The sequence below is a fragment of the Nocardia salmonicida genome, from assembly GCF_036142455.1.
GTDB classification, from domain to species: Bacteria; Actinomycetota; Actinomycetes; order Mycobacteriales; family Mycobacteriaceae; genus Nocardia; species Nocardia salmonicida.
Genome location: NZ_CP108014.1, coordinates 7,065,050 through 7,077,738, shown reverse-complemented (window position 1 = coordinate 7,077,738; position 12,689 = coordinate 7,065,050). Strand labels below are relative to the sequence as shown.

At 67.6% G+C, this 12,689-nt stretch carries 13 protein-coding genes; 5 read left to right on the top strand and 8 right to left on the bottom strand.

Annotation, left to right across the window (positions count from 1 at the left end; translation table 11 throughout):
* Positions 1-242 precede the first annotated feature (242 nt).
* Complete coding sequence (gene guaB / locus OHS03_RS32985) at positions 243-1,787, bottom strand: IMP dehydrogenase (protein WP_174555356.1); 1,545 nt, start codon at positions 1,785-1,787, stop codon at positions 243-245.
* Positions 1,788-2,009: 222 nt separating this feature from the next.
* Between guaB and OHS03_RS32980 the strand changes: the two genes are divergently transcribed.
* Positions 2,010-2,423 carry a DUF5319 domain-containing protein gene (locus tag OHS03_RS32980; RefSeq protein WP_022567296.1) on the top strand — a complete coding sequence of 138 codons (414 nt, stop codon included), beginning with the start codon at positions 2,010-2,012 and terminating at the stop codon, positions 2,421-2,423.
* Positions 2,424-2,592: 169 nt separating this feature from the next.
* Here the strand turns inward: OHS03_RS32980 and OHS03_RS32975 are convergent, their stop codons facing one another.
* The 3 genes from OHS03_RS32975 to OHS03_RS32965 form a co-directional block, all read right to left on the bottom strand.
* Positions 2,593-3,696, bottom strand: a complete 1,104-nt coding sequence (locus OHS03_RS32975) for an anti-sigma-D factor RsdA (protein WP_328659386.1) — start codon at positions 3,694-3,696, stop codon at positions 2,593-2,595.
* The gene (locus tag OHS03_RS32970) at positions 3,689-4,267 is read right to left on the bottom strand and encodes a sigma-70 family RNA polymerase sigma factor (protein ID WP_056818204.1); all 579 of its coding nucleotides are present in this window, start codon (positions 4,265-4,267) and stop codon (positions 3,689-3,691) included. The genes OHS03_RS32975 and OHS03_RS32970 overlap by 8 nt, the downstream gene beginning before the upstream one ends.
* A gap of 156 nt (positions 4,268-4,423) precedes the next feature.
* Positions 4,424-5,257 (bottom strand): hypothetical protein, encoded by an 834-nt coding sequence (locus OHS03_RS32965; protein WP_328659385.1) that lies wholly within the window; start codon positions 5,255-5,257, stop codon positions 4,424-4,426.
* Between the two features lie 621 nt (positions 5,258-5,878).
* Between OHS03_RS32965 and OHS03_RS32960 the strand changes: the two genes are divergently transcribed.
* The 3 genes from OHS03_RS32960 (at position 5,879) to OHS03_RS32950 (ending at position 7,191) form a co-directional block, all read left to right on the top strand.
* Positions 5,879-6,172: a WhiB family transcriptional regulator gene (locus OHS03_RS32960; RefSeq protein ID WP_022567299.1), complete on the top strand. Its 294-nt coding sequence runs from the start codon at positions 5,879-5,881 to the stop codon at positions 6,170-6,172.
* A 148-nt stretch (positions 6,173-6,320) separates the two neighbouring features.
* Positions 6,321-6,938, top strand: a complete 618-nt coding sequence (locus OHS03_RS32955; RefSeq protein WP_371852131.1) for a sigma-70 family RNA polymerase sigma factor — start codon at positions 6,321-6,323, stop codon at positions 6,936-6,938.
* A 1-nt stretch (position 6,939) separates the two neighbouring features.
* Positions 6,940-7,191: an RskA family anti-sigma factor gene (locus OHS03_RS32950; RefSeq protein WP_056818210.1), complete on the top strand. Its 252-nt coding sequence runs from the start codon at positions 6,940-6,942 to the stop codon at positions 7,189-7,191.
* Between the two features lie 60 nt (positions 7,192-7,251).
* On the opposite strand, the gene groL is transcribed toward OHS03_RS32950, so the two are convergent.
* Positions 7,252-8,862 (bottom strand): chaperonin GroEL, encoded by a 1,611-nt coding sequence (gene groL / locus OHS03_RS32945; RefSeq protein ID WP_056818212.1) that lies wholly within the window; start codon positions 8,860-8,862, stop codon positions 7,252-7,254.
* An 84-nt stretch (positions 8,863-8,946) separates the two neighbouring features.
* A complete protein-coding gene (gene groES, locus OHS03_RS32940) occupies positions 8,947-9,246 on the bottom strand; it encodes a co-chaperone GroES (protein ID WP_056818214.1) in 300 nt (99 codons plus the stop codon).
* 352 nt (positions 9,247-9,598) lie between these two features.
* On the opposite strand from groES, the gene OHS03_RS32935 reads away from it, so the two are divergent.
* Positions 9,599-11,083 (top strand): Hsp70 family protein, encoded by a 1,485-nt coding sequence (locus OHS03_RS32935; protein ID WP_328659383.1) that lies wholly within the window; start codon positions 9,599-9,601, stop codon positions 11,081-11,083.
* 52 nt (positions 11,084-11,135) lie between these two features.
* On the opposite strand, the gene tsaD is transcribed toward OHS03_RS32935, so the two are convergent.
* A complete protein-coding gene (tsaD, locus tag OHS03_RS32930) occupies positions 11,136-12,182 on the bottom strand; it encodes a tRNA (adenosine(37)-N6)-threonylcarbamoyltransferase complex transferase subunit TsaD (protein WP_056818216.1) in 1,047 nt (348 codons plus the stop codon).
* Positions 12,179-12,673: a ribosomal protein S18-alanine N-acetyltransferase gene (gene rimI / locus OHS03_RS32925; protein ID WP_056819219.1), complete on the bottom strand. Its 495-nt coding sequence runs from the start codon at positions 12,671-12,673 to the stop codon at positions 12,179-12,181. Before rimI ends, tsaD begins: the two co-directional genes overlap by 4 nt.
* Between the last annotated feature and the right edge of the window lie 16 nt (positions 12,674-12,689).

The following is a 12,689-nucleotide window of genomic DNA, read 5'->3' as shown; positions in this document are numbered from 1 at the left end:
GGCGCGCTCGAGTTCGCGGCCACCACGGGCCGCCGGTCAGGCACCGCCGCTTGCTCCTTCGTCGCCTACGCGGCGGCGCCTGACCGGCAACCCGGCCGCGAACCGCCGCTGCGCGGCGGACCCTCCTCGAGGTCGGGTCGTGCGGGGCCAGGAGTGCCAGTAGGCGGCGGACTCGGAGCCTGCCTGCATTGCCCTTGTGCGCCGGGAGCGTACCTCCCGGCGCACAAACGCATCTATTGTACTCAGCCGCGCCCGGTGTAGTTCGGGGCCTCGACGGTCATCGTGATGTCGTGCGGGTGGCTCTCCTTGAGACCCGCCGCGGTGATCTGCACGAACTGCGCGCCCTGGAGGTGCTCGATGTTCTGCGAACCGGTGTAGCCCATCGCGGCGCGCAGGCCGCCGACGAGCTGGTGGATCACCTGGTTGACCGGGCCGCGGAACGGAACGCGGCCTTCGATGCCCTCGGGGACGAGCTTGTCCTCGGCGAGCACGTCGTCCTGGAAGTAGCGGTCCTTGGAGTACGACTTGGCCTGGCCGCGGCCCTGCATGGCGCCGAGGGAGCCCATGCCGCGGTAGCTCTTGAACTGCTTGCCGTTGACCAGGATCAGCTCACCGGGCGACTCGGCGGTGCCCGCGAGCAGCGAGCCGAGCATCACGGTGGACGCGCCCGCGGCGATGGCCTTGGCGACGTCGCCGGAGTACTGCACGCCACCGTCGGCGATCACCGGCACACCGGCGGCCTTGCAGGCGGCCACGGCTTCGAGGATCGCGGTGATCTGCGGCGCGCCGACACCGGCGACCACCCGGGTGGTGCAGATGGAGCCGGGGCCCACACCCACCTTCACCGCGTCGACGCCCGCCTCGACGAGCGCGGCGGCGCCGGCGCGCGTGGCGACATTGCCGCCGACGATCTGGATCCGGTCACCGACCTCGGCCTTGACCTTGGCGACCATCTGCAGCACCTGCGACTGGTGGCCGTGCGCGGTGTCGACGATCAGCACGTCCACTCCGGCGTCGGCCAGCGTCATCGCACGCGACCACGAGTCCTCGCCGACACCGATCGCGGCACCGACCAGCAGGCGGCCGTCGCGGTCCTTGGTGGCGTTGGGGTACTGATCGGTCTTGACGAAGTCCTTGACCGTGATCAACCCACGCAGGCGGCCGTTGCCGTCGACGATGGGCAGTTTCTCGATCTTGTGGCGGCGCAGCAGACCGAGCGCGGCCTCTGCGGTGACGCCCTCACGAGCGGTGATCAGCGGCGCCTTGGTCATCACCTCGTCCACGCGGCGATCCTGATCGACCTCGAAACGCATGTCGCGGTTGGTGATAATGCCCACCAGCGCGCCGGTCTCGTCCACCACCGGCAGACCTGAGATGCGGAAGCGGGCGCACATCGCGTCGACCTCGGCGAGGGTATCGGTGGGACGACAGGTGACCGGATCGGTCACCATGCCCGCCTCGGAGCGCTTCACCGTCTCCACCTGGGCGGCCTGATCGACGGCCGAGAGGTTGCGATGCAGCACGCCCATACCGCCCGCACGCGCCATGGCGATGGCCATGCGCGCCTCGGTGACGGTGTCCATGGCCGAGCTCACCAGCGGCGTACGCAGGGTGATGTCCCTGGTCAGTCGGCTGGATGTCTCGACCGAGCTGGGGATGAGATCCGAGGCGGCAGGCAGCAACAGCACGTCGTCGAACGTGAGGCCGAGCATGGCGATCTTGGTCGGATCGTCGCCCCCCGTAGGAGGGCGCACCGCGGTTCGTTCGCCCGACACGGGATTACTCATTCGGATCGACCCCTCCTGGTCGTCATAGCAACCGACGCGGTAGACACAGTGCGTCGGTGCTCGAGCGGAAAAAAGCTTTCGGATGGTCGGCAAGAACAAAGTCGCCGACGCCTGCATTCCATGGTATCCGGCGGCCGTGGACGCCTGTGAAGTGAGCCCTTCCGCAAAACTTGCCCGGTGCATCGCTGGCGCGATGCACCAAGTACTGCGTACCGTGGGGATGTGCGTGACCATCTACCACCTGGCCTGCCGCCGGATCCCTTCGCCGGAGACCCCTCCGATCCGTCTGCCGCGCTCGATGCGATCGAGCCCGGTGAGCCGTTGGATCCTCATGAGCGCCTCGCGGTCGAGGAAGATCTCGCAGACCTCGCCGTATACGAAGCCCTGCTGGCACATCGCGGAATCCGCGGTCTGGTCGTCAGCTGTGAGGATTGTCGGCAAGATCACTACCACGACTGGGACATGCTGCGGGCAAACCTGCTGCAGCTACTCGTCGACGGCACCGTCCGTCCGCACGAGCCCGCCTACGATCCCACCCCCGAGGCTTACGTCACGTGGGACTACTGCCGCGGCTACGCGGACGCGTCGATGAACGAGGCGTTCCACGGCGACGGCTTCGACGGGTTCGACAACTGAGCTCCGCGTCGACTCGGCACAGCTGAGTCTGTCGCGGACGCCCGCCCTCCCCCGCTCTCGGTCACGCGTGCGTGGGGGACCACGCAGGCCCACGTCCGAGCTCCCCCAGCACACAACGAAGGCCCCGAACCTGTTCGGGGCCTTCGTCTTTGTTCAATTCATCGTTCTACTACGAAGAGGGCACCGCTGGTGGCGACTGCAGGATCGTCGCCGGCGGGGGCACCTGCTGCGTGGGCGGCAGGATCGGCGGCAGCGGTGACGACGTCGGGACCACCGTCGGCACGGTGACCGGCGGTGGTTCGGCGATGGTCGTCTGCGGTGTCGTCGGGTCGACCGTGACCGGCGGCGGACTCACCGGCGGCTGAGTGGTCACCGGTGGTTGCGTCTGCTCGACCGGCGGCAACAGCGGCTTGGTCTCCGGGCCGGGAGACTGCAAGATGACCGGCGGCTGAGTGGACGGATCGGTGCTTTCCGATCCGGGACCGACCGGCGCCACCGGAGCAGTGGTGCCCGGGTTGGTCGTCGGGGGGACCTGAACCGGCGAGCTCGGCTTGCCCGGGGCGGTGGTGGTCGGCGGCAGTTGTGCGCCGACCTCCGGTGCGACCTTGATCAGCTGATCACGCAGCAGGTTCCAGCGCGCGATCAGATCCTCGCGCTTGCCCTGGTCGTCGACCTGGCCCGCGTTGGCCGAAGCCTGTTCCAGCCTGGCCTTCGCCTGTTCCGGATTGCCCGAGGTGAGCAGGTTCTGCGCGGCGAGCAGATCTTCGTCGGCGTACTGTACGACGGTGGACTGCGCCTGTTCGCTGAACACGACCTCCTTGACCCGCCAGAGCGGATCGCCGGGGGCCGCGCTGTAAGCGAAGGCCGTGATACCGCCGAACACCAGCGACAATGCCGCTGCTGCCCCGAAAATCGGGCGGACCAGTCGTAGACGTCCGCGCGAGGAAGCTCCGACTCGAACCTGCCGTGCGCCGATCTCCTGATTGACTGCCGCGAACACGGTGTCCAGATCAGGGCCCGCGGGCATCGGCTCGGCCAGAAGGTCGGCCCGCCAATCCGCGAGTAACGACGCCAGCTGGAACTCTTCGGGACTGTCGGTACGAACCGGACCGTCGCTTGCGATCGCGTCGATCAGCGCGTCATCGCTGCGCACCGCCGCGATGTCGACCGGTCCGGAGTCACCGGTGTCCTCGGCGGCGTAGGGACCGCTGTCGTGCGATCCGCGCTGCCAAACTTTCCGGTCGCCTAGACCGCGCTCGCCATCCCTAGCCATACATTTCACCTGCCCTCGCCACTTGTGACTTCAGTTTCGCGAGTGCCCTGTGCTGGGCGACTCGTATCGCTCCCGCCGTGCTGCCCACGGCGACTGCGGTTTCCTCTGCTGACAGACCCATGACCAAACGCAGGATCAGGATCTCTCGATGCTTCTCGGGGAGCGTTGCCAGCAGAGTGTTCATCTGCCTGCTCGTCTCCGAGTCGAGAGCCCGCTGTTCCGGCCCGTGGTCGGTGGATATGACATCTGGTACTTCGGCCATCGCCTCCGCCTTGTTACGGGCGGCGTTGCGATGGGCGTCGGCGACCTTGTGCGAAGCGATTCCGTACACGAAGGCCATGAAGGGCCGACCCTGATCCTGATAGCGGGGCAGGGCGGTCATCACAGCCAAACAGACCTCTTGCGCAACATCGTCCGCGGAGAGCTGTCCGCGCTCCGCGGCTCCGATCCGTGCCCTGCAGTAGCGAACTACCAAGGGACGGACCAGTTCCAATACCCGAGCTAAAGCGGTCCTGTCGCCCTGCGCAGCCGCAGCGACGGCGAGGTCCAACTCTTCGCCCATATGCGTCATCGTCAGAGATTTTCCTGGCGTTACGAGTGGCGCGGTCGAATGTGACCGAGCTTCCACCGAAAAGGCGGAACGGGACTAACAATAGCGACCCCCGGATCGGCCGCCAGCGGGCGTGGTCGCTTCTAACCGTGCTCACAGAAAGATCATCCGGAGCAATCACGCACCCAACGGGGCGATGTCCCCACCCCAGGCCCGCAGACGGGCGCCATGATCTGCGGCTTCGTTCGCCGCGTCGCGCGCTCGCGCCGATTCGGCGACCCCCGAGCGCAGCATCGCGGTGGCCCAACGCAGTGGGAGAAGGCCGTTTTCGCGACAATCCGTGTCGACCCGCGCGGCCAGTTCCGCCGACCGGGCGAGGTCACCGGTCGCGGCGGTCGCGGCGGCGACGAGTAGTGCCGATTTCACCTGGTGGCGGACCGACGGCAGCGCCGCGGCGAGGTCGACGGCCTCGACCGCGTCGCGCAGCGCCGCGCTCGCTTCGCCGCCCGCGAGCGCGGTCTCGGCGCGCACCCAGTGCCAGCGCACCTCCGCTCGTGGGGGTGCGTCGGCGAGCAGTGGTCGCACGCGCCCGAGCAGCGTGCGGGCCAGGGCGAGTCGGCCGGTGCCGAGCGCATCAGCCGCAAGCCCCGTATACGCGTCGGCGAGCGCCTCGGCGCGGGCCGCTCCGGTGGCGCCGAGCGCGATCGCCGCCGCGCGGCCGTCGAACGCTGCCGCGCCCGCGTGATCGCCGAGCTGGCGAAGCAACGATCCGCGGGTGCTCTCGACGAGGGATCGCAGCCCTGGATCCACTGCTGTTCGGGCCAATATTCGCAGGTCAGCACGGGCGGCGGCGTAGCGACCCTGCCCGCCGAGCGTGACCGCGCGGTACCACCGCGACAACGGGTCAGCGGGCTCCGGCAACTCCGTAGCGGCCAGCCCGGGAGTGGGGCCGAAGGCAGTCGAAACGAGTATTTCGGAACCGATATCCGCGGGTGAGGCCGTTGTCTGCACGCCGAGACTCTAGCCGCCACTCGCCCGGGACAGTTCGCGTGTTATGACGCGGAGACGGCCATTCAGCTAACAGTCAGCATTTCTCTCGAGCGTCGATGTTGCCATCAGGTAAATCTCCGCTCCTCGGTGCTGCCACCGGAAAGTCTCGAATTCACATGCGTTTCGCGCAATTAACCTTCGCGCCCCGTTTTCGCCATCTACACGCAGTCCGGCCGCGGAGGGCGTTGTGATCCAGCACACCCACTCGCAGTGGGCACCGCCTGTGCGAACCAGGCTCCTACCGGCGCGACCTGGGAAAATCGGGGATGTCGCGGAGACGCGAAGACGCGCGATCCATAGCCAACCGAACAGTATGGAGGGATCGGGTGTGAAATGTAAATAGTGAGTAGGTTAAATTTCGGCTTTGCAGATTTACTGAACTCATGCGCCGAACTATTGACGGAAATTCCCGCCTGCACCTAACGTAGCTCATCGCCACGGTTGGCGCTGCGCGAAATCGCAGCGACCTCCGAGCGGCACCGTCAGGCACCGTCGAGCCGGCCACCCTCCACCGGGTGGCGCGAAGACCTGCCGCACCACTCGCTCGACAACGCTGACGAGCTCGCGCCACAAGGAGTTCACATGCCCATGCCCACCCACCTCCCCGGACCGAACGCCGATGTCTGGGATTGGCAGATGCGTGGCTCGTGCCGCGGTCAGGACTCCGCGGTCTTCTTCCACCCCGACGGCGAACGTGGCCGCGCCCGCACGGCGCGCGAAATGCGCGCCAAGGAGATCTGCCGGGCTTGCCCCGTCCTCATGCAGTGCCGCACCCATGCCCTCAAGGTCAGCGAGCCCTATGGCATCTGGGGCGGCATGTCCGAGACCGAACGCGAGATGCACGCCCGCCGCAACCGGCGCCGGATGGCCGTCTGAGATCCCGCCGAGCCTGTCTGGCCGGGTTGGCAAATCCGTTCCAATCCGTTTGCCGTGGCGCGCCGAATCTCTAGCAAACAGCTGGCACCCCGAATAAAGACACCCCCGGTCGTGGGGAGGTCATAGCTTCGGGCTAGATTCGTGACCGATGACACAGAATGGGTTCCGAAGCGAAGCCTTTCCACCGATCGTGGATTCTGCGGTTACCGCACGCGCGGCCGAAGGAGTCGAGCTAGCTGCACTGCTGGAACGATGCAGTCTGTCCGACCAGCAGGCCTTTGCCGAGCTGTACGACCGAACGTCTGCGCGCGTTTTCGGCCTGGTCCTGCGGGTGCTCCACGACCCCGGGTACGCGGAGGAGACCACTCAGGAGGTCTATCTCCAGATCTGGCGTACCGCCACCAGTTTCGACCCCGCCAAGGGGTCGGCGGTGACCTGGCTGATGACGCTGGCACACCGGCGCGCGGTCGACCGGGTTCGCGCCGAGCAGGCCCACACCCAGCGCGAGGTCGCGTACGGGATCCGGGTGCTCGGCCACGAATTCGACGAGGTCACCGAGGAGGTGGAACGCAGACTAGAACAACAGGCCGTCCAGCGCGGGCTCTCGACCCTCACCGAGACCCAACGCGAGGCGATCTCGCTCGCCTACTACGGCGGGCGGACCTACGCGGAGGTAGCGCAATACCTCGGCATCGGGTTACCGACCGTTAAGTCCCGGATTCGGGACGGATTGACACGACTGAAGAAAAGTTTGGGGGTGACGTGAGATGAACGAAGCCCAGATCGATCTCGCGCACACCGTCGCGCTCGGATTGATCGACGACGAAGACCATCACGCGATCCAGACCATCATCGATACCGAAGACCCAACCCTGTGTACCGAGTTCTTGCGAGAGCTTCGCGATACCCGCGAAGCCCTCGCCCAGCTCGCGTCCGCAACCCCCACCCCACCGCCTCCGTCTCTGCGCGGCCGTTTACTGGCCGCGCTCGATAGCGAAGATCCGCCGGTAGCCAGCTAGCGGATAACGAAAGGCCCCCAGATCGCGCTCGCGATCAGGGGGCCTTCGTTGTTGTTCGCGCTAGTGCGAGTGACCGTGATGCCCGTGGTCGTCGTCGGCGTCGGCCGGCTTCTCCACGATGGCGCTCTCGGTGGTCAGGATCATCCGTGCGACCGAGGCGGCGTTCACCACGGCGGAACGGGTCACCTTGACCGGGTCGACGACACCGTCGGCGAGCAGGTCGCCGTAGGTCAGGGTGGCGGCGTTGAAGCCTTCCTTGCCCTCGGAGACCTTGGCCACGACAACCGCACCGTCGAGACCGGCGTTGCTGGCGATCCAGTACAGCGGCGCCTCGAGGCCCTTGCGAACCACCTCGACACCGACGGCCTTGTCACCGGTGAACGAGTCACGCAGCTCGGCCAGCGCGGCAGCGGCGATCACGAGCGCCGAACCACCACCGGGGACGATGCCCTCCTCGACCGCGGCCTTGGCGGCGGCGACCGCGTCGTCGACGCGGTACTTGCGCTCCTTGAGCGCGGTCTCGGTGGCAGCGCCGACCTTGATCACCGCGACGCCACCGGCCAGCTTCGCCAGACGCTCTTCGAGCTTCTCGCGATCCCAGTCGGAGTCAGAGGCCTCGATCTCGCGACGCAGCTGCGCGCTACGGCCCTTGATGTCCTCGTCGGAGCCCGCGCCGTCGATCAGCACGGTCTCGTCCTTGGTGACGACGACGCGACGCGCCTGACCCAGCTGCTCGATGGTGGCCTCGCGCAGGGTGACGCCGAGATCGGGGTTGATCACGGTGCCACCGGTGACGACGGCCAGGTCGTCGAGGAACGCCTTGCGACGGTCGCCGAAGAACGGCGCCTTCACGGCGACGGCCTTGATGGTCTTGCGGATCGAGTTGACCACCAGGGTCGACAGCGCTTCGCCGTCGACGTCCTCGGCCACGATCAGCACGGCCTTGCCGGACTCGGCGATCTTCTCGAGCAGCGGCAGCAGATCGGGCAGCGAGCTGATCTTGTCGCGGTGCAGCAGGACGTAGGTGTCCTCGAGCACGGCCTGCTGGGTCTCGGGATCGGTCTGGAAGTAGGGCGAGAGGTAGCCCTTGTCGAACTGCACACCTTCGGTGATGACGAGTTCGGTGTTCGTGGTCGAGGACTCCTCGACCGTCACGACGCCGTCCTTGCCGACCGTGGTGAGCGCCTTGCCGACCATCTCGCCGATTTCCTCGTCACGTGAGGAAACGGTGGCGACCTGGGCGATGGCCTTCTCGCCGGAGACGGGAGTGGCCAGCGCGAGCAGCACCTCCGACACCTTCTCGGCGGCAGCGGCGATGCCCTGGCCGAGGGTGATCGGGTTGGCGCCCGCGGCGACGTTCTTCAGGCCGCCGCGCACGAACGCCTGGGCCAGCACGGTGGCGGTGGTCGTACCGTCGCCCGCGACATCGTTGGTCTTGGTGGCGACGCTCTTGACGAGCTGTGCGCCGAGGTTCTCGAAGGGGTCCTCGAGGTCGATCTCACGCGCGATGGTGACACCGTCGTTGGTCACGGTCGGGCCACCGAAAGCCTTGGCCAGCACCACATGCCGGCCACGGGGGCCGAGGGTCACCTTGACGGCGTCGGCCAGCTTGTCGACACCGCGTTCCAGAGCCCGGCGAGCCTTTTCGTCGAACTCGATCTGCTTGGGCATAAGAGGATTCAGCTCCTGTTTGTGAACGCAATCCGCCCCGGGCCTGTGAAGACGCCGGGGCGGAACGCTGATGCGGCGTTGGCCTTACTTGGTGACGACGGCCAGGATGTCGCGCGCCGAGAGGATGAGGTATTCCCCACCCTGGTACTTGATCTCGGTGCCGCCGTACTTGCTGTAGATGACGACGTCGCCTTCTTTGACATCGACCGGGATGCGGTCACCCTTATCGGTGACGCGGCCCGCTCCGACGGCAATGACGGTGCCCTCCTGCGGCTTCTCCTTGGCCGTGTCCGGGATGACCAGGCCGGAGGCCGTCGTCGTCTCGGCCTCGTTGGCCTGGACGAGGATCTTGTCCTCGAGCGGCTTGATGTTCACGCTCGCCACGTTGAGCCCTCCACTTTCAGGGGAAATTCGGTTGTCCGGAACTGGTGTCCCGGACCGGGTTTCGGTCAGCTCGCGACCCTGCGCACAGCCCCGTCGTCGCGGGTGCCGGAGCCGAAGCCCAGAAGTCGACTGGCACAAGTACAGCTACACAGTGCCGACTAGCACTCTATACGTGAGAGTGCCAGCACTCAAGGTCGGGTTCTGCCGATGTCGCACAATCGACACGCCCACACTGGCCAGTGATCTTCACATCGCCTGCCACAATCTGTAACGTTCGCATAACAGGCTGTGACATAGCACAGGAAAGGCGCCATCCGCTCGGAGAGCACCATCGGCTTGAAGGGAGGTGAACATGCGAACATCCCTCGGCATCTCGGCCGGGAACGAGGTGGTGTGCTCGGCACTGGTCGCAACGGGGCCGGCCGGCGAGCAGAGTTTCGACTACCGGGTCGTTTCCGCAGATGAGGCACATTCCGATCTCGGCGATCTCGTGGCGTCCTCGATCGAGTTGATGACCACCCAGCTACCGGTGTCACAGGCCGCGATGGCAGGCGAACCGCTCGGTCGCTATTCCGGCAGCCACCGTCGGGTCGAGTCGGCCCGATCGCGTCCGCCGACCAGCGTCGCCGTCGCCTACCGCAACAAGGAACAGGCACAGGCCATCCGGGCCGCGTGCGCCCGCCACCGTGATCTGCGGTTGGTCACCGAGGGCGCCGCCGCCCTCGCGTACCTGCGTCACACCGGACTGCTCGACCGCTACCCCACCGTCGCCGTGATCGACCTGGGCGCAACCGGACTCACTGTCACCGTGGCCGATCAGGTCGACAGTGTGGTCCTGCACTCCGAACGCACGCCGACGCTGAGCGGCAATGCGATCGATGAGCTGATCTACCACCACCTGGTGGACCTGCACTACGCCCGTCGTGGCACCCGGCCCAATCGCACCACCCTGACCAACCGTGGCCGTGCCGCCAAGGAACACCTGTCGCAGGCGCCCGTCGTCACCATCGATCATGTTGCGGGACAGGGGCTCGAGCTCACCCGCCCTGATTTCGAGGAGCTCATCGGCGGCCTGCTGCGCAATATCGCGCTCTTCTCGTCGTCGGTGTTCACCCGGGCGCCGAAGTATCCCGACGCGGTCGCCGTGATCGGCGGGTGCGCCAACATCCCGTGCGTCATCGACATTCTCGCCTCGCGCCTCGACGTACCCGTGCTCACCGTGCCCGACCCCGAGGCCGTGATCGCCAAGGGCGCCGCGCTGGTCGCCGATGCCGCGGCACCGTCCGGACTGTCGGGCGGCGCGAACTCCGACGCACCGAGTGGCACCTTCGCCAAAGTCGTCGGCACCCTCGTCGGCGCGGTGGTGGTGGTCGGCCTGGTGATCGGCTACGGCGTGCAAGCCGTCACGCCCGACACCCCCGATGTCACACCGGCCGGTACGAGCAGCACCGTGCGTCAATCCCCCTTACCGGCGGCGCCCCCGGCACCTGCCCCCGCCAATCGGGAGAGCACCGAACGCACCGGCGCCACCGTTGCCCCACCCGCCACCGAGGCGCCCAAGGCCACGACCGGGGCACCGTCGACGAGCGCGAACGCCACCACCCCGTCCGCGCCCACCTCGACAACGGCCCCCACCCTGCGCCCCGACCCGAACCTCCCGCAGATCCCCTACCCCGAGTCCCCCCTCGGTCGCATGGACAGCGGCTCCTCCGCAGGCGGCGGGCAACAACGCCCCTCCACCCCCAACACCTCTCCCACGCAGGCGCCCGCCAGCAGCACCCTCCCGATCCCGTCGGCGACCACGACAGACGAAGTCCCCGTACCGCCGGCCGATTGACGAGCCGAGGCGACGGTTCCCAAGGGGGCCGTACGGACGGCCAGGACGGACGCTAGCCGCGCAGGGCGCTCACCGAGACCGGCAGCCCCGGATCCGTGGCGACAGTCAGTTCAGCGGGCAGCGCACCCGCAGCGATCACATGGGCCCCCAGCGCCGCGATCATCACACCGTTGTCCGTACACAGCCGCGGCTTCGGCACGCGAAGCGTCAAACCCGCCGCAGCACAACGCTCTTCGGCGAGTGAACGAATGCGCGAGTTGGCGGTGGCGCCGCCCCCGAGCACGATCGTGTCGACACCGACGTCGTTCGCCGCGCGCACTGCCTTCATCGTCAGCACATCCGCCACCGCCTCCTGGAAGGACGCGGCGATATCGGGAATGGGCAGCTGGTCGGCAGTGATGCCCTGACGCTGCGCGGCCTCGACGTAGCGGGCCACCGCGGTCTTGAGACCGGAGAAGGAGAAGTCGTAGCGCGCGTCACGGGGCCCGGTCATGCCGCGCGGGAAGGCGATCGCGCGTGCGTCGCCCGAGGCGGCGGCAGCGTCGAGGGCGGGCCCGCCGGGATAGCCGAGACCGAGCAGACGCGCCACCTTGTCGAACGCCTCCCCCGCGGCATCGTCGACCGTGCTGCCGAGCTCGGTGATCGGCTCACCCAGATCCGTGACCTGCAGCAGATGCGTGTGTCCGCCGGAGACGAGCAGCGCCACCGCGGGCGGCATCGGCCCGTGCTCGAGGGTATCGACCGCCACATGCCCACCGAGATGGTTGAGCGCGTAGAACGGCACATCCCACGCCGCCGCGTAGGCCTTGGCCGCGGCCACCCCCACCAGCAGCGCTCCGGCCAGTCCCGGCCCGATGGTGACGGCGAGCGCGTCGGGCTTGCTGATTCCCGCGGTCGCCAGCGCACGACGCATCGCGGGCACGATCGCCTCGAGATGGGCGCGCGAGGCGATCTCGGGCACCACGCCACCGAAGCGCGCGTGCTGGTCGACGCTGGAGGCGACCTCGTCGGCGAGCAGTTCCACGGAGCCGTCGGAATGACGGCGCACGATGCCGACTCCCGTTTCGTCGCACGAGCTCTCGATCCCCATGACGATCACGACAACACCTCGTCCTGCCGACCGCGCGCGGCCCACTCGTCGGCCGCGGCGGTCAGTTCCGGACGCCGCATCGTGTACGCGTCGGCACCGCTGGGGTGGTAGTAGTTCTTGCGCAGCCCGATGATGTGAAACCCGTGCTTGGCGTACATCGCGATGGCGGGCGCGTTGTCGGTGCGCACCTCGAGGAACACCGGCCCGCCACGTTCGGCCGCCGTGGCCAGCAGCGCTTCGAGCAGCAGCGTGCCGATGCCACCCCGATGACATTGCGGGTCGACACCGATCGTGTGCACCTCGGCCTCGGGATGGGCGTCGTCACCGAGTAGCGCGATGCCCGCGTAGCCGACCATCATCCCGTCGGCATCGCGCGCGGTGATGTAGCGGTTGTGCCCACCCGCCAGCTCGGACCGGAACGACACCGCTTGCCACGGGTCGTCCTCGGGAAACAGCAGGTGCTCCAGTTCGACGCAGCGGTCGATATCGGGCAGCGTCATGGGAGCGATCAGGTAA